25 protein-coding genes are annotated in these 26,514 nt (G+C 60.2%); 14 read left to right on the top strand and 11 right to left on the bottom strand.

Going from position 1 to position 26,514, the window contains the following annotated elements:
* Window positions 1-124: 124 nt before the first annotated feature.
* The 6 genes from ACN0SW_RS00550 to ACN0SW_RS00575 all read right to left on the bottom strand — a co-directional run bounded on the left by ACN0SW_RS00550 (window position 125) and on the right by ACN0SW_RS00575 (window position 6,538).
* On the bottom strand, window positions 125-2,137 hold the full coding sequence (locus tag ACN0SW_RS00550; RefSeq protein WP_417725933.1) for a M3 family metallopeptidase: 2,013 nt from the start codon (window positions 2,135-2,137) through the stop codon (window positions 125-127).
* Window positions 2,115-3,185 carry a HesA/MoeB/ThiF family protein gene (locus tag ACN0SW_RS00555; RefSeq protein ID WP_417725934.1) on the bottom strand — a complete coding sequence of 357 codons (1,071 nt, stop codon included), beginning with the start codon at window positions 3,183-3,185 and terminating at the stop codon, window positions 2,115-2,117. Before ACN0SW_RS00555 ends, ACN0SW_RS00550 begins: the two co-directional genes overlap by 23 nt.
* Window positions 3,185-3,640, bottom strand: a complete 456-nt coding sequence (dut, locus tag ACN0SW_RS00560) for a dUTP diphosphatase (protein WP_417725935.1) — start codon at window positions 3,638-3,640, stop codon at window positions 3,185-3,187. The genes ACN0SW_RS00555 and dut overlap by 1 nt, the downstream gene beginning before the upstream one ends.
* 36 nt (window positions 3,641-3,676) lie before the next feature.
* The gene (gene coaBC / locus ACN0SW_RS00565; protein ID WP_417725936.1) at window positions 3,677-4,870 is read right to left on the bottom strand and encodes a bifunctional phosphopantothenoylcysteine decarboxylase/phosphopantothenate--cysteine ligase CoaBC; all 1,194 of its coding nucleotides are present in this window, start codon (window positions 4,868-4,870) and stop codon (window positions 3,677-3,679) included.
* A gap of 67 nt (window positions 4,871-4,937) precedes the next feature.
* Window positions 4,938-5,708, bottom strand: a complete 771-nt coding sequence (locus ACN0SW_RS00570) for a ChaN family lipoprotein (protein WP_417725937.1) — start codon at window positions 5,706-5,708, stop codon at window positions 4,938-4,940.
* Window positions 5,705-6,538: an RNA polymerase factor sigma-32 gene (locus tag ACN0SW_RS00575; RefSeq protein WP_417726311.1), complete on the bottom strand. Its 834-nt coding sequence runs from the start codon at window positions 6,536-6,538 to the stop codon at window positions 5,705-5,707. The genes ACN0SW_RS00570 and ACN0SW_RS00575 overlap by 4 nt, the downstream gene beginning before the upstream one ends.
* Before the next feature lie 150 nt (window positions 6,539-6,688).
* On the opposite strand from ACN0SW_RS00575, the gene cobU reads away from it, so the two are divergent.
* Genes cobU through ACN0SW_RS00590 form a run of 3 tightly spaced genes read left to right on the top strand, consistent with a single transcriptional unit; the run spans window position 6,689 to window position 8,722 of the window.
* Entirely contained in the window at window positions 6,689-7,216 is a 528-nt protein-coding gene (gene cobU, locus ACN0SW_RS00580) for a bifunctional adenosylcobinamide kinase/adenosylcobinamide-phosphate guanylyltransferase (RefSeq protein ID WP_417725938.1), read from the top strand.
* The gene (locus ACN0SW_RS00585; RefSeq protein ID WP_417725939.1) at window positions 7,213-7,785 is read left to right on the top strand and encodes a histidine phosphatase family protein; all 573 of its coding nucleotides are present in this window, start codon (window positions 7,213-7,215) and stop codon (window positions 7,783-7,785) included. Before cobU ends, ACN0SW_RS00585 begins: the two co-directional genes overlap by 4 nt.
* A 58-nt stretch (window positions 7,786-7,843) precedes the next feature.
* Window positions 7,844-8,722 carry a glutathione S-transferase gene (locus ACN0SW_RS00590; RefSeq protein ID WP_417725940.1) on the top strand — a complete coding sequence of 293 codons (879 nt, stop codon included), beginning with the start codon at window positions 7,844-7,846 and terminating at the stop codon, window positions 8,720-8,722.
* 7 nt (window positions 8,723-8,729) lie between these two features.
* Here ACN0SW_RS00590 and ACN0SW_RS00595 read toward each other — a convergent pair whose 3' ends face one another.
* Window positions 8,730-9,731 carry a DUF2125 domain-containing protein gene (locus tag ACN0SW_RS00595; RefSeq protein ID WP_417725941.1) on the bottom strand — a complete coding sequence of 334 codons (1,002 nt, stop codon included), beginning with the start codon at window positions 9,729-9,731 and terminating at the stop codon, window positions 8,730-8,732.
* 72 nt (window positions 9,732-9,803) lie between these two features.
* Here ACN0SW_RS00595 and ACN0SW_RS00600 point away from each other — a divergent pair, with 72 nt between their 5' ends.
* From ACN0SW_RS00600 to ACN0SW_RS00610, 3 genes are all read left to right on the top strand, one after another.
* Entirely contained in the window at window positions 9,804-10,328 is a 525-nt protein-coding gene (locus tag ACN0SW_RS00600) for a gamma-glutamylcyclotransferase (protein WP_417725942.1), read from the top strand.
* A 67-nt stretch (window positions 10,329-10,395) separates the two neighbouring features.
* The gene (locus ACN0SW_RS00605; RefSeq protein WP_417725943.1) at window positions 10,396-11,622 is read left to right on the top strand and encodes a biopolymer transporter ExbB; all 1,227 of its coding nucleotides are present in this window, start codon (window positions 10,396-10,398) and stop codon (window positions 11,620-11,622) included.
* Window positions 11,623-11,624: 2 nt separating this feature from the next.
* On the top strand, window positions 11,625-13,457 hold the full coding sequence (locus tag ACN0SW_RS00610) for a peptidoglycan -binding protein (protein ID WP_417725944.1): 1,833 nt from the start codon (window positions 11,625-11,627) through the stop codon (window positions 13,455-13,457).
* Between the two features lie 18 nt (window positions 13,458-13,475).
* Here the strand turns inward: ACN0SW_RS00610 and ACN0SW_RS00615 are convergent, their stop codons facing one another.
* The 3 genes from ACN0SW_RS00615 to gloB all read right to left on the bottom strand — a co-directional run bounded on the left by ACN0SW_RS00615 (window position 13,476) and on the right by gloB (window position 17,708).
* Window positions 13,476-14,453: a M23 family metallopeptidase gene (locus ACN0SW_RS00615; protein ID WP_417725945.1), complete on the bottom strand. Its 978-nt coding sequence runs from the start codon at window positions 14,451-14,453 to the stop codon at window positions 13,476-13,478.
* A complete protein-coding gene (gene clpA, locus ACN0SW_RS00620; RefSeq protein ID WP_417725946.1) occupies window positions 14,450-16,786 on the bottom strand; it encodes an ATP-dependent Clp protease ATP-binding subunit ClpA in 2,337 nt (778 codons plus the stop codon). Before clpA ends, ACN0SW_RS00615 begins: the two co-directional genes overlap by 4 nt.
* Before the next feature lie 154 nt (window positions 16,787-16,940).
* Window positions 16,941-17,708 (bottom strand): hydroxyacylglutathione hydrolase, encoded by a 768-nt coding sequence (gloB, locus tag ACN0SW_RS00625; protein WP_417725947.1) that lies wholly within the window; start codon window positions 17,706-17,708, stop codon window positions 16,941-16,943.
* Between the two features lie 63 nt (window positions 17,709-17,771).
* On the opposite strand from gloB, the gene ACN0SW_RS00630 reads away from it, so the two are divergent.
* Window positions 17,772-18,512, top strand: coding sequence for a methyltransferase domain-containing protein (locus ACN0SW_RS00630; protein ID WP_417725948.1), 741 nt, complete (start codon window positions 17,772-17,774; stop codon window positions 18,510-18,512).
* Window positions 18,513-18,557: 45 nt separating this feature from the next.
* On the opposite strand, the gene ACN0SW_RS00635 is transcribed toward ACN0SW_RS00630, so the two are convergent.
* The gene (locus ACN0SW_RS00635) at window positions 18,558-18,980 is read right to left on the bottom strand and encodes an Rrf2 family transcriptional regulator (RefSeq protein WP_417725949.1); all 423 of its coding nucleotides are present in this window, start codon (window positions 18,978-18,980) and stop codon (window positions 18,558-18,560) included.
* 116 nt (window positions 18,981-19,096) lie between these two features.
* On the opposite strand from ACN0SW_RS00635, the gene ACN0SW_RS00640 reads away from it, so the two are divergent.
* From ACN0SW_RS00640 to atpD, 7 genes are all read left to right on the top strand, one after another.
* Entirely contained in the window at window positions 19,097-19,792 is a 696-nt protein-coding gene (locus tag ACN0SW_RS00640) for a 5-formyltetrahydrofolate cyclo-ligase (protein ID WP_417725950.1), read from the top strand.
* The gene (locus ACN0SW_RS00645; RefSeq protein ID WP_417725951.1) at window positions 19,789-20,994 is read left to right on the top strand and encodes an NnrS family protein; all 1,206 of its coding nucleotides are present in this window, start codon (window positions 19,789-19,791) and stop codon (window positions 20,992-20,994) included. The genes ACN0SW_RS00640 and ACN0SW_RS00645 overlap by 4 nt, the downstream gene beginning before the upstream one ends.
* A 1-nt stretch (window position 20,995) precedes the next feature.
* Window positions 20,996-21,661 carry an NnrU family protein gene (locus ACN0SW_RS00650; protein ID WP_417725952.1) on the top strand — a complete coding sequence of 222 codons (666 nt, stop codon included), beginning with the start codon at window positions 20,996-20,998 and terminating at the stop codon, window positions 21,659-21,661.
* Between the two features lie 385 nt (window positions 21,662-22,046).
* Window positions 22,047-22,613, top strand: coding sequence for a F0F1 ATP synthase subunit delta (locus tag ACN0SW_RS00655; protein ID WP_417725953.1), 567 nt, complete (start codon window positions 22,047-22,049; stop codon window positions 22,611-22,613).
* Window positions 22,614-24,152: a F0F1 ATP synthase subunit alpha gene (atpA, locus tag ACN0SW_RS00660; protein ID WP_417725954.1), complete on the top strand. Its 1,539-nt coding sequence runs from the start codon at window positions 22,614-22,616 to the stop codon at window positions 24,150-24,152.
* A gap of 15 nt (window positions 24,153-24,167) precedes the next feature.
* The gene (locus ACN0SW_RS00665; RefSeq protein WP_417725955.1) at window positions 24,168-25,043 is read left to right on the top strand and encodes a F0F1 ATP synthase subunit gamma; all 876 of its coding nucleotides are present in this window, start codon (window positions 24,168-24,170) and stop codon (window positions 25,041-25,043) included.
* A gap of 18 nt (window positions 25,044-25,061) precedes the next feature.
* Complete coding sequence (gene atpD, locus ACN0SW_RS00670) at window positions 25,062-26,486, top strand: F0F1 ATP synthase subunit beta (protein WP_417725956.1); 1,425 nt, start codon at window positions 25,062-25,064, stop codon at window positions 26,484-26,486.
* Window positions 26,487-26,514 lie beyond the last annotated feature (28 nt).

Raw genomic sequence — 26,514 nt, forward strand, 5'->3', positions numbered from 1 at the left:
CGGGCCTAATCTGGCCCAAAATACCTCAGGGGAGTCCCGGATGAAATCCGGGGCGGGGGCAGCGCCCCCAATCCCCCGGCAGAGCTTACAAAATCCGTCCGAAACCTTACAAAGCTTACAAGGCTTACGCCGCCAATCCGCGCCCCTTGAGCAATGCCTCAACCCCCGGCATCCGGCCTCGGAATTTTAAATAGAGCGTTTCGGCATCCTCCGATCCGCCGCGCGAAAGAATGTGTGATTCCAAGGCTTTGGCCCGCTCTGGATCAAATGCGCCACCGGCTTCCTCAAAGCTGGCAAAGGCGTCCGCATCCATCACCTCGGACCACATATAGCTATAATAGCCACTGGAATATCCATCCCCCGAGAACACATGCGCGAAATGCGGGCTGGCATGGCGCATGGTAATGGCGCGCGGCATGCCAATATTATCCAATACTTCCAATTGCTTGATCATGACATCCTCGGGCGCGTCGCCCTCATGAAACGCCAGATCGACGAGGGCCGAGGCGACATATTCCACTGTCTGATAGCCTTGATCGAAATTTGCAGCCTTCAGCAATTTATTCAGCAATTCCCGTGGTATAGCCTCGCCGGTCTCGACATGCGTTGCGTAACGCTCCAGAACCTCGGGCACTTCCAGCCAATGCTCATAGAGCTGCGAGGGCAATTCAACAAAGTCACGCGCCACGGAAGTCCCTGAAATACTTTCATAATTTACGTCCGACAGCATCTGGTGCAGGGCGTGGCCGAACTCGTGAAACAGCGTGCGCGCATCGTCGTAACTCAGCAGTGATGGCGTGCCCTTGGCAAAGTTACAAACATTGATCACCACCGGCCCCTGCACCTGAGGCCGTTTTGCCTGTCCTCGCATCGCAGAGCACCAAGCGCCCGACCTTTTGGAGGCGCGTGCGAAATAATCACCAATGAAAACAGCAACATGATCGCCGTTCCTCGTCACTTCCCAGGCCCTGCAATCGGGGTGATAGAGCGGCACATCAAGGGCACGAAACTCCAATCCAAACAGCCGATTGGCACATCCGAACGCCGCCGCAATCATCGCGTCCAGCGAGAGGTAGGGCTTTAGCGCTGCCTCCTCCAAATCATGCTCGGTCTGCCGCCTTTTCTCGGCGTAGTAGCGCCAATCCCATGCCTCCAATTCTCCATTGATTCCATCGGCTTGCATCATTTCGGCCAAGCGCCTGGCATCCCGGTCCGCCTGCGCTTTCGCAGGTTCCCAAACCGCCATCAGCAGATCGCGCACCGCCTCTGGCGTCTTGGCCATCTCGGTTTCCAGCTTATAGGCTGCAAAACTTTCATAGCCCAACAGCGCCGCCCGCGCCGCGCGCAGGCGCAAAATCTCTGCGGCCACCTCGCGATTGTCGGTGTCACCGCCCATGGCCCCCCGTGAAACCCATGATTCATATGCTTTTTTTCGTAGATCACGCCGAGGAGAGAATTGCAGAAATGGCACAATCAGTGATCGTGACAGGGTGATTACCGGTTGATCCAACCCCTTCTCGCGCCCCGCCGCGCGGGCCGCATCAACCACAAAATCCGGCAAACCCTCCAGATCCGCCTCGGTCAATTCCATATGCCAACCTGCCTCATCCGCCAGTAAGTTCTGGGTAAATGCCGTTCCCAATTCCGCCAACCGCGCCATGATCTCGCGCATCTGGATTTCTTCAGCCCCGGCCAGTGCCGCCCCCGAGCGGCGAAAACCCCGGTGCGTCAGCATCAATAGGCGCGCCTCCTCCGGTGACAAACCCAGAGTGTCGCGCGCCTCCCACAGGGTTTCAATTCGCGTAAAAAGTTTTTTATTTCCATATAGTTCCGAAGAATACGCAGCCAGTTTTGGGCCAAACTCCCGCTGCAGTTCCTGCCGCTTGGGATTGCTGTCTGCTCCGGCCAATGTGTAGAAAACCGAGAGCACACGGTCCAATCGCTTGCCCGAGGCTTCGAGCGCCTCGACCGTGTTGGAAAAGGTGGGCACATCGGGATTTTCCGCAATCGCCACAACCTCAGCCCGCGCTTCGGCCAATGCGCTCTCGAACGCTGGCTTGAAATCTTCGTCTTTAACCCTGTCGAACGGTGCCAAAGCAAAGGGCGTTTGCCAGTCAGCCAGCAATATGTTGGTCATCATTCTCTCCTTGTTCCCCACATATGGGGCAATCTTTACGGCGGTTTAATCCGATCTTGCGGCTCTCACCATAAAGCGCGTCATATATCAGCATTTCACCGCGCAGAGCGTGCCCTGCGCCGATGATCAGTTTGATCGCCTCAGCCGCCATCATCGCCCCCACCACTCCGGGCAGAGGCCCCAAAACGCCCGCCTCGGCACAAGAGGGGGCTAAACCCGGGGCAGGGGCATTGGGGAAAATGCACTGATAGCAGGGCGCGCCATTGGCCGGATCGAAAACGCTCAATTGCCCTTCCCATTGCGACAATGCACCTGAAATCAAAGGCTTGCCTTGGGCTGCGGCGCTTGCATTTGCCAGATAGCGGGTGTCGAAATTGTCGGTTCCGTCTAGGATCAGGTCATAGTCCGCAAAGAGATCAGCGGCGATCTCTGGCGTCAATCTCCGTTGATAGGGTCGCACCACAATATTTGGATTTTGCGCCAGCATCGCCGCCATCGCCGAGTGCACTTTGGGCAGGCCGATATCCTTGTCTCGGTGAATGACCTGCCGTTGCAGGTTGGAATTGTCCACGAGGTCATCATCGATCACCCCAATCGTGCCCACCCCCGCTGCCGCCAGATAGAGCAGTGCCGGAGACCCTAATCCCCCTGCACCGATCACCAGAACCCGCGCCTCCTTCAGCGCCTTCTGCCCCGGTCCGCCGATTTCACGCAGCACGATGTGGCGCGCATAGCGCTCTAGTTCTGTACCTGAAAACAATGGCTTGCGTACTGGTTGCGCCTCCCTGGCTTGCGCGGAACGCGTTCGCAAGCGGCGCAATCCCGCGCGGTACAAGAGCACGATCGCCACCGTCCCTCCGAGCATCAGCCAGAACGCGGGGCTCTCGCCGGTGGCCATGCGGATCGGATGTCCCAATGGCAGCACCAGATGGGTCAGCACCACCGCCGCCCACAACCCGGCGATCATTCCCCAACGCAGCCGACGAGGCGTCCCCAATGCCGCGCCAATGCCCCAGAGCACCGCCGCCATGATCACCACCAAAAGCATCAGCCGATCCCTGTAGAGCCAAAACCACCAACGCCGCGCGCCGTATCATCAAGGTTCTCGGCCAGTTCAAACCGCGCTTGAACCACTGGGGCAACAACCATTTGCGCGATCCGCGCCCCATGGGTAATCACGAACGGTTCCGACCCGGCGTTCATTACGATTACGCCCAAAGGCCCGCGATAATCGCTATCGATCGTACCCGGGCTGTTGGGTAGGGTAATCCCATGTTTCAGGGCCAATCCTGACCTCGGTCGTAGCTGCACCTCATATCCCGCTGGCACCGCCAGCCGCAGCCCGGTGGACACCAGGACACGGGCCTGCGGAGCCAGCGTCACGGACCCGCGGTCCGGAAAATTTGCCCGCAGATCTGCCCCCGCAGCTCCGTCGGTCTCATAGGTGGGCAGGCCAAGGGATTGATCCGCCCCCTCATCCCATTGAAACGTGACTGTCAGCATCAGCCCCTCTTCACCTTGCCAGAAATACTCAAATGCTCAGGCCAGGGCCTTGGCAATTCGCTCTGCCAATTGCCGGGCCACCTGATCTTTGCCCATGCGCGGCCAATCCTCGGCCCCCGCTGCGGTGATCAGGGTCACAGCGTTTTCCGAGCCGCCCATAATTCCCGTTGCGTGGCTTACGTCGTTGGCGATGATCCAGTCACAGCCCTTGCGCGCCCGCTTTGCCGTGGCGTTTTCGATCACGTCATCGGTTTCGGCAGCAAAGCCGATGACCAGACCGGGCCGCCCTGTCACCATCCCGGCGACGGTCGCCAGAATGTCGGGGTTCTCGGCGAATTCGAGCCGCGGCAGACCTGCTTTGGTCTTCTTGATCTTTTGGTCAGAAGCACTGGATACATGCCAGTCAGCCACAGCCGCAGCGAAAATAGCGACCTCGACCGGAAGCGTGGTTTCGACTGCCGCAAGCATTTCCTTGGCGGTTTCTACGCGGATCACCGACACCCCTTCGGGGGGGGGCACCGTTGCGGGGCCAGTGATAAAGATTACCTCTGCCCCGAGCGCGGCCAAGGCGCGCGCAATTGCCGTGCCTTGCGCTCCCGATGAACGGTTGGCGATATAGCGCACCGGGTCGATGGGTTCGTGTGTGGGGCCAGAGGTCACCAGCACACGGCGGCCGGTCAGGGGCCCTTCGCGCAGTGCGGCTTCTATGGAAGCGATGATTTCAGGCACTTCGGCCATGCGGCCTGGACCGTGTTCTCCACATGCCATATCGCCCTCATTCGGGCCGACAAACCCAATCCCGTCTTTGCGCAAAACCTCGATATTGCGCTGTGTGGCGGGGTGTTGCCACATACGCACATTCATAGCGGGTGCGATCAGAACGGGGGTGTCGGTGGCGAGGAGCAGGGTGGAGGCCAAATCGTTGGCCTGTCCTTGTGCCATCTTGGCCATCAGATCTGCCGTTGCGGGGGCCACGACGATCAGGTCGGCTGAACGGCTGAGTTCGATATGCCCCATCTCTGATTCAGCGGTCAGGTCGAAAAGATCGGAGAACACCTTGCGTCCGGCCAAAGCTGAAACTGACAAAGGCGTGACAAACTCTGACCCCGCACGAGACAGCACAGGTGTAACGGTGGCCCCGCGTTCGCGCAGGCGCCGAATAAGATCGAGCGCCTTGTAGGCCGCGATTCCGCCGCCGATGATCAGAAGAATATGTTTTGAACCGAGCATGGGCGCTTCCTTTGACATGCGCCTTGACACTAGGGGGCGGGCCGGGGCCGCGCAAGGGTGCGCCACGTTACTGAAAGGCCGCGCAGGGATCGGGGCGTTCAATTGCAGGGGCGCTCTTGATCTCGTCAAATCCACCCTCAAGAGGGCGGTCATCCTCGGTCTGGCCCAATACCCAGATTTCTACATCAGGGGCGGCCTCAGCAATATATGCGGGCACACCCCAATCTCGGCGGGCATGACCATTGCCGGTGATCACAGCGACTGGTCCGCCAGTGGACTCAATAGCCTGCAAAACCGACCGCGCCAGAACCGCGTCGCGCAGGCGCTGGATCGCTACCATGCCGGGCAACAGGTCGACCGGCAGCGCGTTGCAATGCGCCTCCATTTGCAACGCCTCGCGGGCGGCTTGCTGATCAGGTGTCAAATTCCGGTCCAGACCATAGAGTGCGGCCTCTACCCCAAACACAGTTTCCGCCCCCTCGACAAGCACGGCTTGCGATGCGTCTCGCGTTATCTGTGCTCCAAAAATTTGGGCGTCTGGGGCCGCTTGGAATATCGGGTAGTACATGGAAAACTCCGGCCAGCCGCTCTCGGCCCAGTTTAGGGCCCCGGCCAAGGCTGCTGCATCGCGTCGGACTTCAGGTGTCACTTGGGCTGCCTGATCCTCGGTCAGCATCTCAAAGACAATCGCCTTTGGTTGTAGCTCAGCCACATACGCAGCCTGAACCGCATGATGCGCCGGGTTGTCATGCACCTCGCCCAATATCATCACGTTCTGCGCCGCTATCGGCTCAGCGAGGTTCAGGCAGAGCATGAGGACCAAACTGCGCAAGATCATGCGAGCAGGTTTTGCACCTCGCCGCCATGCTTTTCAAGATGCTTGCGCATTTTCTGAAACGCAGCCGCCTCAAGCTGTCGCACCCGTTCCTTACTGAGGTTAAGCTCGTCGCCAAGGCTCTCAAGGGTGCGGGGGTCGTCCCGCAGCTTGCGTTCGCGCACGATAAAGCGCTCGCGTTCGTTCAGGTCGGCAAGTGCATCGGCCAGCCATCGGCGCAGGGCGTGTGTGTCATGGTGCTGCTCGACGATCTGATCGGCGCGCGCGCCTTCATCCTCAAGCGTGTCGATCCACTCGCGGCCCTCTTCCTCTGACGATTGTGTCGCATTAAGCGAGAAATCCGAACCTGACAGCCGCCCTTCCATCAACTCGACATCGCGCAGCGGAACGCCAACCTCATGCGCAATCATCTCGCGCAGCTGGAAGCCGTCCAGTTTTTGTCCATGGGACATAGCCTCGCGTTCGAGCCGTGCTTGTACGCGGCGCATGTTGAAGAACAGCGATTTCTGAGAAGAGGTAGAGCCGGTGCGCACCATTGACCAGTTGCGCATCACATAGTCCTGAATACTGGCTTTGATCCACCACACGGCGTAGGTCGAAAACCGCACCCCTCGATCAGGGTCAAACTTGTCTGCGGCCTTCATTAGACCGAGGCCCGCTTCCTGGATCAGATCATTCATTGGCGCGCCGTACCGGCGAAATTTTGACGCCATTGAGATGGCCAGGCGCATGTAGGCGGTTATCAACCTGTGCAGCGCCTCTTCATCGCGTTGGTCGCGCCAAGCGTAGGCGAGCGCCAGTTCAGTTTCTGCGTCCAGCATTTCGGCCTTCATGGCGGTGCGGGACATGGACCTTTGCTGCGGTGCGTCGAGTGGCATCGGAATTTCCCCTATCGGCGGTGTGATTTCGTTGCGCCCTTTTTCCTATCGTCGCTAAGTGCTACGCAGCGCGAGCGTGACCGGATTAAAAAAAGGAGAGGCCCATTGTCGGACCTTCCAAGATTAAGCCTAGTTCTTGGCGGTGCGGCCTCGGGCAAATCCAGCTTTGCCGAGTGGCTTGTTACCCAAGCAGGGCGTGAGCGTGTTTACCTCGCCACGGCGCAGGCCTTTGACGAAGAGATGCGCACCAAGCTGACGCGTCACCGTAAGATGCGCGGACCGGATTGGCGCACTGTAGAGGCGGCGTTTGATCTGGCCCCCGCACTCGGACAGGCAGGCGCGCATGAGGTGGTTCTGCTGGACTGTATCACAATGTGGCTCAGCAATCACCTCCTAGCGGATCACGATCTTGATCAAGAGCAAGTGAAGCTCTTTGCCGTACTCGAATCCTGCACCGCACCAGTGGTGATGGTGTCGAACGAGGTGGGATTGTCTGTCGTTCCGGAAAACGCCCTTGCCCGGCGGTTCCGCGAGGCACAGGGGCGTCTAAATCAACAATTGGCGGTGCGTTCTGATCTGGTGGTCAATGTCATTGCCGGTTTGCCGCAAGTTCTAAAAGGTGCAATGCCATGAGCCGGTTTTACTGGGTGCGTCACGGACCGACGCACGCAAAGGCCATGGTGGGCTGGTCAGATATTCCGGCTGATCTACGTGATCGTGCCCAGTTGGCGCGTCTTGCCGCCCACTTGCCTGGCGATGCGCTTGTGATTTCGTCTGACCTAATCCGCGCGCGCACCACTGCCGACGCCATTTTGAGGGGGCGGACGCGACTGCCCGATGATCCAGACCTGCGCGAAATCCATTTTGGAGCCTGGGAGTTGCAGGCCTTCGATGCCGTTCCCGATCAGAGCCTCTTGCGCGCCTTTTGGGAAACGCCCGGTGATATACGTCCCCCCGGTGGCGAAAGCTGGCACGAGGTCTCAGCCCGCGTGTCCCTTGCCGCCGCACGGCTCCGTGCCGCGCATCCGGGGCGCGATATTATTGCCGTGGCGCATATGGGGGCGATCCTGACCCAAGTGCAGGCGGCTCTTGGCGTGTCGGCCTATGAGGCATTTGCTCACCGGATAGACAACCTCTCCGTCACCGAACTGCATTGGGCAGAAGACGGCTGGCAGGTGCAGGCGATCAATCACGCTCCGTGATTGGATCACCAACAAAATGTTGCTGGGCGGGCGTCGAGACCGGCGCTAAGCTTTCTTTATGACATATGATCTTATCCTTGGCGATTACGCCTATTCCTCTTGGTCTTTACGCGGCTGGCTCTTGCTCAACCGTTTTGGCCTGCCCTACCGGGTGCGTATTCTGGATTTCGATGCCGTGGCCAGTGTGGCCGAACAGATGGCCGATCTTGCCCCGGCCCGAACCGTGCCAACGCTGATTACGCCAGAGGGGGCCGTTGTCTCTGACAGCCTCGCGATGGCCGAGGAACTGGCCACGCGCCACCCTGACGCAGGCATATGGCCTGCAGATCCCCGCGCCCGTGCCATAGCCCGCACGCTGGCGGCCGAGATGCATTCAGGGTTCGGTGCCTTACGCTCGGATTGCCCGATGAATCTCCGAACGGCCTACCGCGGTGTTGAACCCTCTGCGGCGGTTCAGGCTGATCTTGAGAGACTCGAAACCTTGTGGCACCATGCGCGCGAAACCTGCGCACCAAATGGGCCGTGGCTTTGTGGTGAATATAGCGCGGCGGATGCGTTCTTTGCGCCAGTGGCTGCACGGATCGCGGGCTATGGCCTGCCGGGTTCGGAACCTGTCCGCGCATATGTTGCGGCACATCTGAATGATCCTGCATTTCGGCGGTGGCGGGCGATGGGGCTGGTGCGTGGCGCAACCCTTTCGCGCTATGCCAAGCCCTTTGCCACGACCGACTGGCCCGGCCCGACACCGCGCCCGGCGCGAGCAGTCAAGGACGGGACCCCAGAGAACACAGCCTGTCCTTATTCGGGCGATCCGGTCACTGACTTGATGGAGAGTGAGGGCCGCATTTTTGGCTTTTGCAACCCGTTTTGCCGCGACAAGACGATGGTCGATCCTGATGCTTGGCCCGCCTTTACAGCCATGCGTGACGGCGCATAGCCTTCGGCTATCTCAGGTGCAGCAGCGGGGCCGGGCCGATGGGGATCGGCCCCAGCAAGATGCGCCCGTTGCGAAAGCTCAATGGCACATCGAGTGTATTTGGATTGCCTGAGATCTGCGCAATAAGGGCTAGCCCGCTCTCGATCGTTCCCAGCAGGGTCTCCGGCACAGCTCCGCTCTGCGCCGCAATGCCCAGAATTTCACGCCAGTTGCGTGCCTTGAGGGTGATCTCGCCTTCGGGCACCCCTTCGGGCGTCACACTCACCTCGCCCGCCGCCTGCAGGTGTAATTGCCCCCATTTGGCATCTGCCAGCCGCACCTTGATCGCGGTCGGTTGCGGGCGTGCCTGCTCGATGGCGCTGCGGTCCCAAAGTTTGTCAAAGCTCACTGTTAAATCGGCATGCAGTCCGGAAATCTGTGTAGGTAGGAGGCCTTGCGGATCAAGTTGCTTGCGCCAAGGCGGCGACAGGGTCAACCCCTCGGCGCTCAGACCCAATCGGTATGTGGCATCTTGCTGGCGTTCCGCAGCGAGGGTCAGCGCGGTTAGCGCGGTTGTCTCATCTGACCGCGCCTCAGGCGTAATCCGCAAAAACTCAGCAGTCAGCGTGGCGCGTTCTGGAGTTAACCTTGAATTTGGCGCAATCCGCAGGCTGGCGCGCATGTCGCGGCTCTTAATGCGAAATTTCTCAATAGGGGTGGCGATCAATTGGGTGTCTGGCCAGACGGCGATGACATGGTTGGGCTGGTAGCTGAGCGCAAGGATCTGAAAGAACGGTGCCTCCCATGCCAATCCTGTGTCGGGGTCGGCCAGCACCAAATTGCTGAGTCCGGTGTCGAACCGGTTGGGAAAGCCCTGAATACGCAAGTCAGATGTGTCTGCCACCCAGCCTTCGGCGCGCCGCGCCTCAAACCACGCTGAATAGCCACGCTGCAACCCGTTTTGCCCAATGAACCAGTAGCCGGACCATCCCAATGCGGCGATTACGATCACGGCAAGCAGAAATCTCATGGTGCGCGCCCCTTTCATGCCTTTTGAGAGGTGTTTATAGGGGGCTGAGTGTGAGGAACAGGGGCAAAGGCAATGTGGGTATTCGGCTATGGGTCACTGGTGTGGAATCCCGGCTTTGATGCGACCGAACAGGTGATTGCCCGCCTGCCGGATTATCACCGAAGCTTTTGTATGCGCAGCATTCATCATCGGGGCACGGACGAGGTTCCTGGTTTGGTTCTGGCGCTTGATGCATCACCCGGCGCGCTGTGCCAAGGGGTCGCTCTGCGTGCCGATCCGGCGCAGGCAGAGGATGTGCTGGGGTATCTACGGGAACGCGAATTGATCTCTTCGGCCTATCTTGAGAGGATGCTTGAGATTGATCTTGCGGATGGTCGCCGAGTCGAGGCGGTGACCTATGTCATTGACCCGGATCACGTGCAGTATTGTGGCGGGCTCGAGCTTGAGGAACAGGCGGTGATCATTGCCCGAGCAGTAGGGGGGCGGGGCCCCAACACCGAATATCTCTTCAATACCGCCGAGCATCTTGAACAGCTAGGTATCCATGACAAGGAACTCGACTGGTTGGTGCGGCGGGTGCGTCATATCTGTGGATAAATCCTTGGCTTGAGCGTCCAAGCCGCGTAGGGTTGACCCAAGAAATCCAAGTGTCGGGAGCGTCCAGATGGACCAGCCGGACCGTGAGGTCGAGCCGCAGTTTTCATATCCGTACCGCCAGATCATTTTGATGCTGGTGGTTCTTGGGCTGACCTCACTCGGGGCCTTTGTTGCCCTCCCTAATGTATTGCCGGTGTTTCAGTCCAATCTGTGGCTCAACGGGTTCATCTTCTTTGTCTTCATCATCGGGGTGATCGCGACCTTTTGGCAGGTATTGCAGCTGATTGGTTCTGCTCGTTGGATTGACGGCTTTGCCGGACAGATACCTGGCCATGATGTGACCCGCCCCCCTTCAATGCTGGCCCCATTAGCCACAATGTTACGCGCACGCGGAAAACGGATGCAGATTGCCTCTACTTCGGCCCGCTCAATCCTCGATTCGGTGGCGCAGCGCATTGATGAGGCGCGCGAGATCACCCGATATATCGTCAGCCTGCTGATCTTCCTGGGGCTTTTGGGGACTTTCTACGGTCTTGCCACTACGGTGCCTGCGGTCGTCGACACGATCCGCAGCCTCGCACCGCAAGAGGGCGAAGAGGGGATTGCAGTTTTCAATCGCCTTATGACCGGGCTCGAGGCGCAATTGGGTGGCATGGGGGTTGCGTTTTCCTCGTCGTTGTTAGGATTGGCAGGTTCGCTGGTGGTTGGATTGCTCGAGCTTTTCGCGAGCCACGGCCAGAACCGTTTTTACCGAGAGCTTGAAGAATGGATGTCCACCATTACGCGCGTCGGTTTTGCCAGCGGTGACAGTGAAGGTGGCGACGGAGGTGCGGTGGCGCATGTGCTCGACCACATGGCCGAGCAGATGGACGGTCTGCAAACCATGTTCAGACATTCGGACATGAGCCGCGCGATGGTTGACCAGAAACTGGGAGTTCTGGCGGATTCCATTGAGAGGCTGACCCACAGGATGAGCGACCAGAATCCGGTTCAGGTCGCGTTGATGCGGCTGGCAGAGGGGCAAGAGCGCCTGATTGCCGCGCTGGAGTCGCGTGAGGTCACGCCGCATGAAGGAATTGATGCCGAAAGCCGCATGCGCCTGCGTTCGATTGACGTGCAAATGCTGCGTATTCTTGAGGAAATCAGCGCCGGACGGCAGGAAACCATGACCGAATTGCGCACCGATTTGGCGGCGCTGACCCGTGTGTTGGGGCAAAGGCACTCCACCGCAGCCCCCCGCGCTGTGCGACCGTTCATGCAGCGCCCTGATCCGGATCACGGCGAGGGAGGCTGATCATGGCCCTCTCACGGCGCACCGGCGCACGGTTTCAGGCTTCGATCTGGCCAGGTTTTGTCGATGCGATGACTGGTCTTTTGCTCGTGCTGATGTTTGTGCTGACGATCTTTATGATGGTGCAATTCGTGCTGCGCGAGGAAATCAGTGGGCAGGCCACCCAACTTGATGCGCTCTCCGCCGAGGTCGCGGCTTTGTCTCGCGCGCTTGGGCTTGAGCAGGATCGTAGCGCCAACCTTGAGAACCGGGTCGGTGCATTGAGCGCTACCTTGAGCGACGCACGCACCCGTGAGGCCGAACAGACAGCGTTGATCAACAGCCTAAATGCGCAAAACACGGCTCAGGCTGAGGCGCTAAGTGCCGCGCAGGGCCGCATTGCAAGCTTTGAGGAACAGGTCGCGGGGCTTTTGTCTGAACGGGATATAGCACAGGGGCAAATTGCCGATCTGGAGGCGGTGCGCACAGAATTGCTTAGTGAGCAGGAACAATTGCAATTGGCCTTGGCAGGTTTGCGCGATGAGGTGGATGCTCAGGCAGAAGCCGCGCGTCTTGCAGCTGCCCGCCGCGAAGCGCTAGAAGCTCTTGCGGCAGATCTCCGGCGACGCAACGCCGAGGTCATTGAGGCGCAGGTGGCCCTGACCCAAGAAGTGACTGCGCTCGAACAGCAGTTGAGCCAAGAGGAACAGGCACGGTTGGTTGAGGCCGCTGCCGCCGAGGCGTTGCGTGCGCGGTTGGCTGATGCGGATGCTGAACTTACCTCTATGACGCTCGCCCTTGAGGAGCAGCGCAAGCATGCTGAGGAGACGCTGACACTATTGGCTGCAGCAGAGACCGCGCGTGAAGATCTCAACAGCCAACTGGCGCAGGCCCTTTTGGATGCGGAAGAAGGGGCTCAGGCGCGCGCGATTGAAGTTGCCCGCCTGAATGTGGAATTGGCAGAGAGTCGCGCGGCGAATGAGAATATTGCACAAGCGGCGCAGGACGCCGAAGCGGTGCGCGCGCAGTTGGTTGCAGCCCTTGCGGAAAAACGCGCCGCTCAAGCCGAGGCGGATGCCCGGATGACCGAGGCCGAACAGCGCGCTGCGCTTTTAACGCAGGCGCGCGCGCGTTTGGCGGAAGAACAGGAACAGGCATCGGAGGCACAAAAACAGCAGGCGCTTCTCAATCAGCAGGTCGCGGCCTTGCGCCAGCAGCTTTCAGGCCTTCAGGCCCTTCTTGACGCTTCCGAGGCCCGCGAGGCCGAGGCCGAGGTGCAATTGCAATCGCTTGGAAATGAGTTGAACACCGCCCTTGCCCGTGTGGCCGCCGAAGAGCGTCGGCGGCGTATTGCGGAAGAGGAGCGTGCTCGCCTCCTTGAGGCGGAAAAGGAAGATCTGGAGAAATATCGTTCTGAGTTCTTTGGCCGCCTGCGCGATGTGCTGGGTCAGCAGCAGGGTGTGCAGATTGTTGGTGACCGGTTTGTGTTCTCGTCTGAGGTGCTCTTTGCTCCCGGCGAGGCAGAGTTATCGCCAGCAGGGCAAGGCGAGATTGCCAAGGTGGCCGGTATCCTGCGCAACGTGATTGGTGATATTCCAGAAGGTATCGACTGGGTGCTTCAGGTCGATGGCCATACGGATAATGTCCCGATTATCGAAGGCGCGCGTTTCGCCGATAACTGGGAGTTAAGCCAGGCGCGCGCGTTGTCCGTGGTGCGGTATCTCACGGGTGTTCTGGGCTTTCCGTCAGAGCGGCTTTCGGCCAATGGTTATGGTGAATTTCAGCCGGTCAATTCTGACGATACTCCTGCTGCGCGTGCGCAGAACAGACGGATCGAGTTGAAATTGACAACGCGCTAAAGATTGGGCGTTTGCGGCTCAGCGTGTGACCTTGATATCGGCATGACGTATGGCCAGCACGGTATTGTCTCGCGTCAATCGTACATAACCCCGATAGTCGCCCTGCGGCCAGCCGCCGTCGGGCGCCTTGCGGCCAAAGGCACGAAAGAGTTGTGCCTGTGGTGTGTCGAGCGTTACGGTATGACGGAAAATTTCGCCCTCTGGCCCTTGGGCGGTGAGCATCAGGCGGTCGCCGGGCTGTGCATAGAAGACGTGACCGTAGAGCACGAGTGGTTGATCGGGCTGTGCCATTGCCATTCGGGCGGCACCAGACTGCACGGCGTCAAACTCTGGCAGGGCGGTGGAAAACCCTGCGGTGAAGAGGCCTGAGGGTGAATAGGGCAAAAAGGTCTGCCAGAGCCCGTGACCGAGGTCCGCCCCGCAGACGTTGCGATCATCTGGATTGAAAGGATCGACGATCTGGCCATCCTTGAGAACCCCCAAATGCACGTGAGGGGCGTTGGTCAGACCACTGAGCCCCACTTGGCCCAGTGTGTTGCCCACCTCTACGCGCTCGCCCTGCCGCACGGCCAGTGAGCCGTTTTTCATGTGGCAATAGAGCGTTTGCCACCCCGCACCGTGGTCTATGCGGACGGCATTACCGCATTCCTGCCCCTTGATCACATCGCGGGTTTCGGCCGTGACGGGCGTGTCGGGCATCCCGTCGCGCGTGGCGGCCACGATACCGGGGGCGGCGGCCAAAACATCAACGCCTGTTTCCATGGCATCAAACGACAAAAGCATGAAATCAATGCCGCGATGATCGTCGCGGCTCTTGATGCCGCAGGTGTAATCGCGTTGGCCGGGTCCGGGATCTGTATCGACATAGTCTTCGATAAAACAGGTCTGACCAAGCGTGCAATCCAGTGGGAGTGCTAGTCTAGGAGTGTCGGCGGCGGCCCCTGAGGCCGCCGCCATGATTACTACCGCAAGAGTTGCCCGGACTCGTGGGGTCATTCTGCCGTCAGCAGCGGCGGCTTTTTCTTGCCGGTCAGGCGACGTGTCACGGGACCTTCGACGATGAGGTCGATCTTGTCGTCCTTGACGCCAACCGTGACCACGCCACCCTTTAGGAGTTTGCCAAACAGCAATTCTTCAGCCAGCGGTTTCTTGATGTGCTCTTGAATGACGCGGGCAAGCGGACGCGCGCCCATTTTGTCGTCATAGCCCTTTTCCGCCAGCCATTCTGCCGCCGGTTCGGTCAGTTCGATGGTTACGTCGCGATCCATCAACTGTGCCTCAAGCTGCAACACAAACTTCTCAACCACCTTGAGGATCACCGACTTTGGCAGCGCCCCGAAGGAAATCACGGAATCCAAGCGGTTGCGGAACTCTGGGGTGAAGGTGCGCTCGATTGCGGCAGTGTCCTCGCCCTCGCGCCGGTCACGACCAAAGCCGATGGCGGATTTCGCCTGTTCCGCGGCTCCGGCGTTCGAGGTCATGATCAGCACGACATTGCGGAAATCCACCTTGCGTCCGTTGTGATCCGTGAGCGTGCCGTGGTCCATCACCTGCAGCAGGATGTTGAACACATCGGGGTGCGCTTTTTCGATCTCGTCTAAAAGGAGCACGCAATGCGGATGTTGATCGACCCCATCGGTCAAGAGACCACCCTGATCGAACCCGACATAACCCGGAGGCGCGCCAATAAGGCGCGATACGGCATGTTTCTCCATGTATTCCGACATGTCGAACCGCAAGAGTTCTACACCGAGGGTATCGGCCAACTGCTTGGCCACTTCGGTCTTGCCCACGCCCGTGGGACCAGCAAAAAGATAATTGCCAATCGGTTTCTCCGGCTCGCGCAGGCCCGCACGCGCAAGTTTGATTGCAGATGACAGCGCCTCAATGGCGGCATCCTGACCAAAGACCACCCGCTTGAGCGCGCCTTCGAGATCTTTGAGAACTTCGGCATCGTTCTTGGACACGTTCTTGGGCGGGATGCGCGCGATTTTTGCCACGACCTCCTCGATTTCCTTGACGCCGATGCTCTTGCGACGCTTGGAGGCAGCGAGAAGGTGCTGCGCCGCGCCCGCCTCGTCAATCACGTCGATGGCCTTGTCAGGCAGTTTGCGATCATTGATGTAACGGGCTGAAAGATCGACCGCAGAGCGGATGGCATCATTGGTGTATTTGACACTGTGGTGATCCTCGAAATACGGCTTAAGACCTTTTAGGATCTTGATTGCATCTTCGACTGTCGGCTCAGCCACGTCGATTTTCTGGAACCGTCTCGCCAAGGCGCGATCTTTCTCAAAGTGTTGACGGAATTCCTTGTAGGTGGTCGACCCCATGCAGCGCAGCTTGCCGCCCTGCAACGCTGGCTTAAGCAGGTTGGAGGCGTCCATCGCCCCGCCGGATGTGGCGCCCGCGCCGATCACCGTGTGAATTTCGTCGATGAACAGCACGGCATCGGGGTGCTTTTCCAACTCGGTTACAACGGCCTTGAGCCGTTCTTCGAAGTCGCCGCGATAGCGCGTTCCAGCCAGAAGCGCGCCCATGTCCAATGAATAGATCGTGGTCCGTGAAAGAACGCGGGGGGTTTCACCCGTGACGATCTTATGCGCCAGACCTTCGGCGATGGCGGTCTTGCCCACGCCGGGATCCCCCACCAATAGCGGGTTGTTCTTGCGGCGGCGGCAGAGCACCTGAATGCAGCGCTCGACCTCGGCGTCACGACCGATCAACGGGTCGATATCGCCCTTGCGCGCCTTTTCATTGAGATCGACACAGTATTTCGCAAGCGCAGAGTCGCCCGGCTCGACCGCGTCTGTCTCGGTCGACTTGGTCCCGCCTTCTTCGTCGTGGTTGCTAGCTCCTGTGACCGGACGGGATTCCCCATAGGCGGGATCCTTGGCTACGCCATGGGCGATGAAATTCACCGCGTCATACCGCGTCATATCCTGTTCCTGAAGGAAGTAAGCGGCGTTCGACTCGCGCTCTGCAAAAATCGCGACCAGAACGTTTGCGCCCGTCACCTCGGTGCGGCCCGACGATTGCACATGGATCGCTGCGCGCTGGATCACACGCTGAAAGGCGGCGGTCGGGACCGCTTCGGAGCCTTCTATATCCGTTACCAGATTGGCCAAGTCGTCATCGATGAATTCCACCAGTGTGGTGCGCAATTCCTCTGTGTTGACGCTACAGGCCTTCATCACGCGGGCGGCGTCGGGTTCGTCCACGAGGGCGAGCAAAAGATGCTCCAACGTGGCAAATTCGTGTTGGCGTGCGTTGGCGAGGGCCAATGCCGCATGGATTGCCTGTTCTAGCGTGTTCGAGAATGAAGGCACGGTCGTGCTCCTTCTGATCTTGGCCGGGGCGGGCTGCCCACAAACCTTGGCCTCATAATCTTAAAGTTTGGTCGATAACGGCCAGTCTTCAAGGATTTTTTAGTCAAACTGGCTCACATTTCGTTATGCCAGCGTTGTTTTTGATCACGACCCGTCAAAACCGGTCTTTGCGGGCGCGAATTTCAGCGAAGACATCGACCGGAGCGGCACCGGACATGCCCAGATGAGCCTGAATTTCTGCGTCACCGGCACGCAGAAACGGGTTGGTGGCCAATTCCTCGACCAGTATCGAGGGGACCGTGGGCCGACCGGCGGCGCGGGCAGCGCTGATCTCTTTGACCCTTGATATAAGAGCCGGGTTGGCTGGGTCAACGGTCAGTGCGAATTTCGCGTTGCTTTGCGTATACTCGTGGCCCGAGCACACCATGGTTTCGGGTGGAAGAGCGGCGAGTTTCCCAAGGCTTTCAAACATTTGCGGCATTGTCCCCTCAAACACACGGCCACAGCCCATGGTCATCAGGCTGTCAGCGGTGAAGACAGCGGCGCTTTGAGGAAAATGAAAGGCCAGATGGCCGACCGTATGGCCCGAGACATCCATGACGATGCCGACCTCTGAGCCGATTTTTATCGTGTCGCCTTCGGCCACACCGCGGTCGAGCGGGGGCAGGCGATGGGTGTCGCCGCTGGCGCCAATCACTTCTGCAGGGTGATGTGCAAGCAGTTCTCTCAGCCCCTGCACATGGTCTGCGTGGTGATGGGTGAGAAGCACCAGAGATGGCTTCCATCCTTTATTATCAAGAGCTTGCAGAATAGGCGCTGCCTCTGGAACATCAATCACGGCGGTCACATCTGTGTCCGGATCATGCGCCAGATAGGCATAGTTGTCAGTCAGGCAGGGGACAGTAACGATTTGCAGAACCATGGTATTTTCCCGATTGCCAGTTGGTGTTAGGGTCGAGAGTGACTGATCTTTGGCCGGGCTGCAATGCATCTGGACGTACAGGACCTGCGAAATTTTTACTACCGCAGCACATTGGGGCGAGCGGTGCAGAAAGCTGTGCGCGCGCAGGTTGCGGAGTTCTGGCCAGAGGCGCAGGGCCAGACTGTCGTGGGGTATGGGTTTGCAGTGCCGTTTCTACGTCCGTATCTGGCAGATGCCCGTCGCGTGATCGGATTAATGCCTGCACCTCAAGGGGTTATCGGGTGGCCGCAGGGCATGCCGAATATTTCCGTGCTGTGTGAAGAGACATTCTGGCCGCTGGAAACGGGGCATGTGGACAAGCTCTTGGTGGTGCATGGGCTGGAAACCTCGGACCAGCCCGGCGCGGTGCTGGAGGAGTGCTGGCGGGTGCTGGGGCCGGGGGGATCGGTGCTGTTTATTGTGCCGAACCGGGCCGGGCTTTGGTCGCGGACGGACCGCACGCCGTTTGGATTCGGGCGACCCTATAGCCAGACGCAATTGGAGAGCCAATTGAAAACACACAACTTTTTGCCAGAGCGCCATGCTACGGCCCTCTATCAACCGCCCTCTGAGCGCCCCTTTTGGCGCAAGACGGCCGGAATGTGGGAGCGGATGGGCGCGAAGCTGTCGGTCGTGGCGGCAGGTGGGGTGTTGATGGTCGAGGCCACCAAGCGGGTGCAGGCCCCGAGCGGACCGGGGCTGCGCGACAAGGTGCGCAAACCGCTGAGTGTGTTGCGTCCGCACCCCGAGGCCAAGCCGGTCTGAGTGTGTACAAAGTGTCCCTTGTGTACGCGGTTTGTGTACGCAGGTTCAGCGGGTGGGCGCAGCCGTGCGGGGGAGCGCGATATCGGCCAAGGTGCTGCGGTCGAGATCGGTGAGAAAGGCGCGCTCGGCGAAGCGCAACCGCATTTTCAATCGACAGCACCCATCCAGCGAACAGCTGCCTGCCTCTGTTCCGAAACAGGCGACCAACGTCTGTCCGGTTTCCAGATGTCGGACCACATCCCCCAAGCGGATCAATTCGGGAGAGCGGGCCAGCATTGCGCCGCCGCCGCTGCCGCGCCGGGTGTCGATCAGCCCGGCCTGAGACAGCCGCTGCATGATCTTGGCCAGGTGGTGGCGCGAGAGGTCGAACTCGGTCGCAAGTTCGGTGGTGGAGAAGGCGCGTTCGGGGGCGCTGGCCATGCGCATCAGCATCCGCAGGCCAAAATCGGTGAAGGCGGTGAGGCGCATGGTCGCTGTCGCTCCGGTTTAATCGGTATTTACAATACCTATTAGCAGGGTTAAACCAGAATGAAAAGCAGGACCGGCCCCACGCGCCCGTCCCGGACCAAGGAAAGGACTGCGGAATGTCCGATACGTCTAGGCCCACCGGCTATGCCTCGCCGCCTTGTATGGCGCAGGAGGTGGACCCGGCCTATTTCGACCCCCTTGCATCCGACCCCGAGCAGGCGCGCGATGTGGCGCGGTGGCGCAAGGCCAAGCGTGTGAGCCTGCGCGGGGCACGAGACGCATTGAGCGTGGCTGGGCGGCAAGAGGTTGGGCGGGCCTTGGCGGATCATCTGCGTGCGGTGGTGCAAGAGAAATTCAACGGCGCGCGGGGCAGGGTGTTGTCAGGCTATTGGCCGATCAAAGGCGAGCCGGATTTGCGGGGGCTGATGGCGGAGTGGCATGACAACGGCGTGCTGATTGCGTTGCCCATCGTCGAGGTCAAGGCCGCGCCGCTGGTGTTTCGCCGCTGGACGCCCGAAACCCAGATGGTGCGGGGGGACTGGAACATCCCGGTGCCGCCGCCCGATGCGGAGCGGGTGACGCCCGAGATCAGCCTTGCGCCGGTCATTGGCTGGACGGCGGAGTGCTATCGGCTGGGCTATGGTGGCGGGTATTTCGACCGGACGCTGGCGGTGCTGGAGCCGCGCCCCGCGTCCATCGGCATCGGGCTGGACGCGGCGCGAATCGAGACGATCTATCCGCAGCCGCATGACATCCCGCTCGACATGATCGTGACGGAAACCGGCCTTAAGGCGGAAAGGCGCGCGCGATGACGAGCACGGCAGAGCAGATGCGGGACTGGCGCGGTCCTGCGGTCCTGAGTTTCGGGTTTCGGCCCTTTTTCCTTGGGGCGGGACTCTGGGCGACGGGGATTATGGCGCTCTGGGTGCCGATGCTGGCGGGGGTGGTGCGGCTGCCCACGGCGTTTGATCCGGTCAGTTGGCACGCGCATGAATTTCTCTTTGGGTATCTGGCGGCGGTGATCGCCGGTTTCTTGCTGACGGCGGTGCCGAACTGGACCGGTCGCCTGCCCATTGTGGGCTGGCCGCTGGGCGGATTGGCGGCGCTGTGGTTGTTGGGGCGCGGGGCGGTGATGATCTCTGCCGGATTGCCGCCGCTGGCGGTGGCGCTGATGGATCTGGCACTGCCGGTGACATTGGGCGCGGTGATGCTGCGCGAGATCGTGGCGGGCAAGAACTGGCGCAACCTGATCGTGCTGGCGATGCTGGCGGTCTTTGCGCTGGGCAATGGGCTGTTTCACTGGGAGGCGGCGCAGGGCGATTATGCGGCGCAGGGCTATGGTCTGCGGTTGGGATTGGCGGCGGTGGTGATGATGATCGCGGTGATTGGCGGGCGAATTGTGCCGTCCTTCACGCGCAACTGGTTGGCGCGGCGTGGGCCGGGGCGGCTGCCGGTGCCCCCGATGCAGCGGTTCGACAAGCTGGCGCTGTTGGTGCTGCTGGGCGCGCTGGTGCTGTGGGGCGCGCGGCCTGATGCCCCGGCCACGGGCGGGGCGCTGATCGTGGCGGGGGGGCTGCATGTTGCAAGGCTGGCGCGCTGGGCGGGGTATCGCACCGGGGCGGAGCCGCTCGTTTGGGTGTTGCATCTGGGCTATGGCTTTGTGCCGCTGGGCGCGTTGGCACTGGGGCTGGAAGTGCTGAGCAGCGGCGTGTTCGGGCTGGCGGCGGTGCAGCATCTGTGGATGGCGGGCGCGGCGGGGCTGATGACGCTGGCGGTCATGACACGGGCAACGCTGGGCCATACCGGGCGCGCCTTGACGGCGGGGGCGGGCACGGTGGCGGTTTACCTGTCATTGGTGCTGTCGGTGCTGGCGCGGCTGGCGGCGGGGCTGTGGCCTGCAGAGGCGGGGGTCTTGCATGCGCTGGCGGGGTTGGCGTGGATCGGGGCGTTTGGTGGTTTTGTGGTGCTTTACGGGCCGCTGATGCTGCGGCAAAAGCCGGGCAAGGTGCGATGAGATGGCAGGCTGGGGCGAATTCAGTGCGGCCTTTGGGGTGTTTTTCCTGAGCCATTCGCTACTGGTGCGTCCGCCCGTCAAGGCGTGGCTGGTGGCGCGATTGGGGCCGGTGGGATTTACCATTGGCTATTCGCTGCTGTCGCTGGGTGTTTTGGCATGGGTTATCATGGCAGCAGGGCGGGCACCCTTTGTGCCGCTCTGGAACTGGGCGGCGTGGCAGGGGCATGTGACGTTGAGTGCCATGCTGGCGGTTTGCCTGATCTTGGGGCTGAGCATTGGTCGACCCAACCCGTTTTCCTTTGGCGGTGGGGGGTATGCGCGCTTTGATCCGGCACGGCCGGGGATCGTGCGGCTGACGCGGCATCCGATGCTGTTTGCGCTGGCGCTCTGGGCGATTGGGCATCTGGTGCCGAATGGCGATCTGGCGCATGTGATCCTGTTTGGCAGTTTCGCCGGTTTTGCGCTGATGGGGGGCGCGCTGATTGATCGGCGCAAACGCCGGGTGATGGGAGAGGGCTGGGCGCGGCTGGACCGCGCGCGGCAGGCGGCTTGGCCGGTGCCGCGCAGCCTGGGGGAATCCGTTGTGCGGGTGCTGCTGGGCCTCTGGCTCTATACGATCTTGCTCGGGGCGCATCCCTATCTGTTTGGTGTTTCGCCGTTGAGGTGAGGGGGGCGTTGCAAGGTGCCGGGCCGTGGAATGGGCGGCGATCGGCTGATCCTTGCAATTAGGCGTAGCGTATCTGCGAATCCATGATAGCGTTAACGTCAGCCGCACTGCCGGGTGGGGCGCGTGTAAGGGGAATCGCTAATTCGTAGGAAAAAGTGAAGTTTTTTGAAGAATAAAAAGCGCGCAATAGGTCGCACTTTGGTTAAGTATATGAAAGAAAACTGTATTCTTTGGTATACAATAGTTTTCAAGCGGCTTGCCCGCTTGGTAAGGCTCTGCTACACCGCAGCCGAATTTGGGTGTTTCGCAAGTCTCACCCTATGCCAACGCCCCCGGATGTGACCCCGCGTCATGCCTAACCAACCGGGGCCAGATTATCGGAAGGGTGGACGTGTCAGAACCAGCTTCGATCTCTACTGGCATTGCTGCGCGCTATGCCACTGCGATATTCGAGCTTGTGAGAGAGGCCAAATCACTGGCCAAACTCGAAAGCAATCTCAATGATCTGGCACAGGCGCTGACCGACAGCGACGATCTGCGTGCAATGATCTCTTCTCCGGTGTTGAGCCGTGATGCGCAAGGTGTGGCGATGTCCGCCGTGGCGGCCAAGATGAAGCTGCTGCCCGAGTTGCAGAACGGTCTGGCGCTGATGGCGCAAAAGCGGCGTCTTTTTGTGTTGCCGCAGTTGATTGCGCAGCTCAATGCGATGATCGCTGAGGACAAGGGCGAAGTGAGTGCTGATGTGACCAGCGCCAAGGCCCTGACCAAGGCACAAGCCGACAAGCTGGCCAAGACGCTGAAGGACCGCGTCGGCAAGGATGTCAAAATCAATGCGACCGTCGATGAAAGCCTCATCGGTGGTCTAGTCGTCAAGATGGGCTCGAAGATGATCGACACGTCGATCCGCTCCAAGCTCGATTCCCTGCAGAATTCAATGAAAGAGGTCGGATAAATGGGTATCCAAGCAGCAGAGATTTCTGCGATCCTGAAGGACCAGATCAAGAACTTTGGCCAAGATGCCGAAGTTGCTGAGATCGGTCGGGTTCTCTCGGTGGGGGACGGGATCGCACGGGTTCACGGGCTTGACAATGTTCAGGCTGGCGAGCTTGTCGAGTTTCCCGGCTCGATCATGGGCATGGCGCTGAACCTCGAAGCTGACAATGTCGGCGTCGTGATTTTCGGCTCTGACCGTGACATCAAGGAAGGTGACACCGTCAAGCGCACCAAGTCGATCGTGGACGTGCCAATCGGTGACGAGCTGTTGGGCCGCGTTGTGGACGGTCTGGGCAACCCGCTGGACGGCAAGGGCCCGATCAAGACCAAATCCCGCGGTCTGGCTGATGTGAAGGCCCCCGGCATCATCCCGCGTAAATCGGTGCATGAGCCGATGGCGACCGGCCTCAAGTCGGTGGACGCGATGATCCCGATTGGCCGCGGTCAGCGCGAGCTGATCATTGGCGACCGTCAAACCGGCAAGACCGCTGTGGCGCTGGACGCAATCCTGAACCAGAAGATCTATAACGAGGCCGCAGGCGACGACGAGAGCAAGAAGCTCTATTGCGTCTATGTTGCTATCGGTCAGAAGCGCTCGACCGTGGCGCAGCTGGTGAAGAAGCTGGAAGAGAGCGGCGCGATCAAGTATTCGATCGTTGTGGCCGCGACCGCATCGGACCCCGCGCCGATGCAGTTCCTTGCGCCCTATTCCGCAACCGCGATGGCCGAGCATTTCCGCGACAATGGCCGTCACGCGCTGATCGTTTACGATGACCTCTCGAAGCAGGCCGTGGCCTATCGCCAGATGTCGCTCTTGCTGCGTCGTCCGCCCGGTCGTGAAGCCTATCCGGGTGACGTGTTCTATCTCCACTCCCGTCTGCTGGAGCGTTCGGCCAAGCTGAACGAGGACAATGGCTCGGGCTCGCTCACCGCGCTGCCGATCATTGAAACCCAAGGCGGCGACGTGTCGGCGTTTATTCCGACCAACGTGATCTCGATCACCGACGGTCAGATCTTCCTTGAGACGGAACTGTTCTATCAGGGTATCCGCCCGGCCGTGAACACCGGTCTGTCGGTGTCTCGTGTGGGCTCTTCTGCGCAAACCAATGCGATGAAATCTGTCGCGGGTCCGGTCAAGCTGGAACTGGCGCAGTATCGCGAGATGGCGGCCTTTGCTCAGTTCGGTTCCGACCTCGACGCGGCGACGCAGCAGTTGCTTAACCGCGGTGCGCGTCTGACCGAGTTGATGAAGCAGCCGCAGTATTCGCCGCTGACCAATGCGGAGATCGTCTGTGTGATCTATGCCGGCACCAAGGGCTATCTGGACAAGATCCCGGTGAACCAAGTGGGCCGCTATGAGCAAGGTCTGCTCAAGCACCTGCGCGGCAAGCATGCCGATCTGCTGGCGTACATCACCAAGGAAGACCCCAAGATCAAGGGTGAAGCCGAGGACCGTATCAAAGCTGCGCTGGACGAATTCGCCGCTGACTTCGCATAAGGGGGAGATAAGGCAATGCCGAATCTCAAGGACCTGAAAAACAGGATCGCGTCGGTCAAATCGACCCGCAAGATCACCAAGGCTATGCAGATGGTTGCCGCGGCGAAGCTTCGCCGCGCGCAGGATGCTGCAGAGCAGGCCCGCCCCTATACCGAGCGCTTTAACGCGGTCATGGGCAAGCTTGCGGCCTCTGTGGGCGATGCGGCCAATGCGCCGCGTCTGCTGGCAGGCACGGGCGAGGACAAGGTGCATCTCTTGGTGGTGATGACCGCCGAGAGGGGCCTGTGCGGTGGTTTCAACGCCAATATCGCCAAGCTGGCGAAACAGCACGCCGCCGAGCTGCTGGCCAAGGGAAAGACCGTCAAAATCGTGACCGTCGGCAAAAAAGGCCGCGATTCGATGAAGCGGGACTATGGCCAGTATTCGGTGGGTCACATCGACCTCAGCGATGTCAAACGGGTGGGCTATGCCGACGCGCAGGGCATTGCGGCGGATGTTCTGGCACGCTTTGACGCGGGCGATTTCGATGTCGCCAAGATCTTCTTCTCGCGCTTTGAGAATGTGGTCAGCCAGATCCCGACCCTGCAGCAGGTGATCCCGTTTGACGTGCAGGATGCGGGCGCGGTCGATACCGACAGCTTCTACGATTACGAGCCCGACGAGCAGGCGATCCTTGCCGATCTCTTGCCGCGTGGGGTGGCGACCGCGATCTTTGCCGCGCTGTTGGAAAATGGCGCATCCGAGCAGGGCGCGCGGATGTCCGCGATGGACAACGCCACACGGAACGCCGGTGATATGATCGACAAGCTGACGATCGAATATAACCGCTCGCGTCAGGCCGTGATCACCAACGAGCTTATTGAAATCATTTCCGGCGCGGAAGCGCTGTAAGAGAACCGGAGACGAAACATGGCAAATGCAAAAGGCAAGGTGACACAGGTCATTGGCGCCGTTGTGGACGTTCACTTTGACGGCGATCTGCCAGCCATTCTGAACGCGCTGCAGACCGATAACCACGGCAAGAAACTGATCCTCGAAGTGGCGCAGCATCTGGGTGAAAACACTGTGCGCACCATCGCGATGGACGCGACCGAAGGTCTGGTTCGCGGTCAGGCCGTGAGCGACACCGGCGCGCCGATTTCGGTGCCGGTGGGCAATGCCACGCTGGGCCGCATTCTGAACGTCATCGGTGAGCCGGTGGACGAGGGCGCGCCGATCAAGGCCACTGAATTCCGTTCGATCCACCAGCCTGCGCCGGAGTTTTCCGAGCAGTCGACCGCGTCCGAGATCCTCGTGACCGGCATCAAGGTGGTCGACCTTTTGGCGCCTTACGCCAAGGGCGGTAAGATCGGCCTGTTCGGGGGTGCCGGTGTGGGCAAGACGGTTCTGATCATGGAACTGATCAACAACATCGCCAAAGTGCACTCGGGTTACTCGGTGTTTGCCGGTGTGGGGGAGCGGACCCGTGAGGGTAACGACCTCTATCACGAGATGATCGAATCAAACGTGATCAAGCCCGACAATCTGGAAGAAAGCCAGGTTGCGCTTGTTTACGGTCAGATGAACGAGCCTCCGGGAGCGCGTGCACGTGTGGCCCTGACCGGCCTGACGCTGGCCGAACAGTTCCGCGATCAGTCGGGTTCGGACGTTCTGTTCTTTGTCGACAACATCTTCCGCTTTACGCAGGCGGGTTCCGAGGTGTCGGCGCTGTTGGGTCGTATTCCCTCGGCTGTGGGCTATCAGCCGACTCTGGCCACCGACATGGGTGCCATGCAGGAACGCATCACCTCGACCAAGCAGGGCTCGATCACGTCCATTCAGGCCGTTTATGTGCCTGCGGACGACCTTACCGACCCGGCGCCTGCCACGACCTTTGCCCACCTCGACGCCACGACCGTTCTGTCGCGCGCAATTTCCGAGCTTGGCATTTACCCCGCCGTGGACCCGCTCGATTCGAACTCGCGTCTGATGGACCCGCAGATCGTGGGCGAAGAGCATTATCAGGTTGCACGCGACGTGCAGGGGATTCTGCAGCGCTACAAATCGCTTCAGGATATCATCGCCATTCTCGGGATGGACGAACTGTCGGAAGAGGACAAGCTGACCGTGGCCCGCGCCCGGAAGATCCAGCGTTTCCTCAGCCAGCCGTTCGACGTGGCCAAGGTGTTCACCGGCTCTGACGGTGTGCAGGTGCCGCTGGAAGAGACCATCAAATCGTTCAAGGCCGTGGTTGCGGGCGAGTATGATCACCTGCCCGAAGGTGCGTTCTACATGGTGGGTGGCATTGACGATGTGCTTGCCAAAGCTGAACGCATGGCTGCTGACGCGGCCTGATAAGCGCCTGTAATGGCCTGTGCGGGGT

This window comes from Roseovarius sp., assembly GCF_048262375.1.
Classification (GTDB): Bacteria; Pseudomonadota; Alphaproteobacteria; order Rhodobacterales; family Rhodobacteraceae; genus Roseovarius.

Excerpts from the sequence above, each read along its gene's own strand:
- ACN0SW_RS00550 (WP_417725933.1), bottom strand. The coding sequence starts at position 2,137 with ATGACCAACATATTGCTGGCTGACTGGCAAACGCCCTTTGCTTTGGCA.
- ACN0SW_RS00555 (WP_417725934.1), bottom strand. The coding sequence starts at position 3,185 with ATGCTTTTGGTGGTGATCATGGCGGCGGTGCTCTGGGGCATTGGCGCG.
- dut (WP_417725935.1), bottom strand. The coding sequence starts at position 3,640 with ATGCTGACAGTCACGTTTCAATGGGATGAGGGGGCGGATCAATCCCTT.
- coaBC (WP_417725936.1), bottom strand. The coding sequence starts at position 4,870 with ATGCTCGGTTCAAAACATATTCTTCTGATCATCGGCGGCGGAATCGCG.
- ACN0SW_RS00570 (WP_417725937.1), bottom strand. The coding sequence starts at position 5,708 with ATGATCTTGCGCAGTTTGGTCCTCATGCTCTGCCTGAACCTCGCTGAG.
- ACN0SW_RS00575 (WP_417726311.1), bottom strand. The coding sequence starts at position 6,538 with ATGAAGGCCGAAATGCTGGACGCAGAAACTGAACTGGCGCTCGCCTAC.
- ACN0SW_RS00585 (WP_417725939.1), top strand. The coding sequence starts at position 7,213 with ATGAGCCGGTTTTACTGGGTGCGTCACGGACCGACGCACGCAAAGGCC.
- ACN0SW_RS00590 (WP_417725940.1), top strand. The coding sequence starts at position 7,844 with ATGACATATGATCTTATCCTTGGCGATTACGCCTATTCCTCTTGGTCT.
- ACN0SW_RS00595 (WP_417725941.1), bottom strand. The coding sequence starts at position 9,731 with ATGAGATTTCTGCTTGCCGTGATCGTAATCGCCGCATTGGGATGGTCC.
- ACN0SW_RS00600 (WP_417725942.1), top strand. The coding sequence starts at position 9,804 with ATGTGGGTATTCGGCTATGGGTCACTGGTGTGGAATCCCGGCTTTGAT.
- ACN0SW_RS00605 (WP_417725943.1), top strand. The coding sequence starts at position 10,396 with ATGGACCAGCCGGACCGTGAGGTCGAGCCGCAGTTTTCATATCCGTAC.
- ACN0SW_RS00610 (WP_417725944.1), top strand. The coding sequence starts at position 11,625 with ATGGCCCTCTCACGGCGCACCGGCGCACGGTTTCAGGCTTCGATCTGG.
- ACN0SW_RS00615 (WP_417725945.1), bottom strand. The coding sequence starts at position 14,453 with ATGACCCCACGAGTCCGGGCAACTCTTGCGGTAGTAATCATGGCGGCG.
- gloB (WP_417725947.1), bottom strand. The coding sequence starts at position 17,708 with ATGGTTCTGCAAATCGTTACTGTCCCCTGCCTGACTGACAACTATGCC.
- ACN0SW_RS00630 (WP_417725948.1), top strand. The coding sequence starts at position 17,772 with ATGCATCTGGACGTACAGGACCTGCGAAATTTTTACTACCGCAGCACA.
- ACN0SW_RS00635 (WP_417725949.1), bottom strand. The coding sequence starts at position 18,980 with ATGCGCCTCACCGCCTTCACCGATTTTGGCCTGCGGATGCTGATGCGC.
- ACN0SW_RS00640 (WP_417725950.1), top strand. The coding sequence starts at position 19,097 with ATGTCCGATACGTCTAGGCCCACCGGCTATGCCTCGCCGCCTTGTATG.
- ACN0SW_RS00645 (WP_417725951.1), top strand. The coding sequence starts at position 19,789 with ATGACGAGCACGGCAGAGCAGATGCGGGACTGGCGCGGTCCTGCGGTC.
- ACN0SW_RS00650 (WP_417725952.1), top strand. The coding sequence starts at position 20,996 with ATGGCAGGCTGGGGCGAATTCAGTGCGGCCTTTGGGGTGTTTTTCCTG.
- atpA (WP_417725954.1), top strand. The coding sequence starts at position 22,614 with ATGGGTATCCAAGCAGCAGAGATTTCTGCGATCCTGAAGGACCAGATC.
- ACN0SW_RS00665 (WP_417725955.1), top strand. The coding sequence starts at position 24,168 with ATGCCGAATCTCAAGGACCTGAAAAACAGGATCGCGTCGGTCAAATCG.
- atpD (WP_417725956.1), top strand. The coding sequence starts at position 25,062 with ATGGCAAATGCAAAAGGCAAGGTGACACAGGTCATTGGCGCCGTTGTG.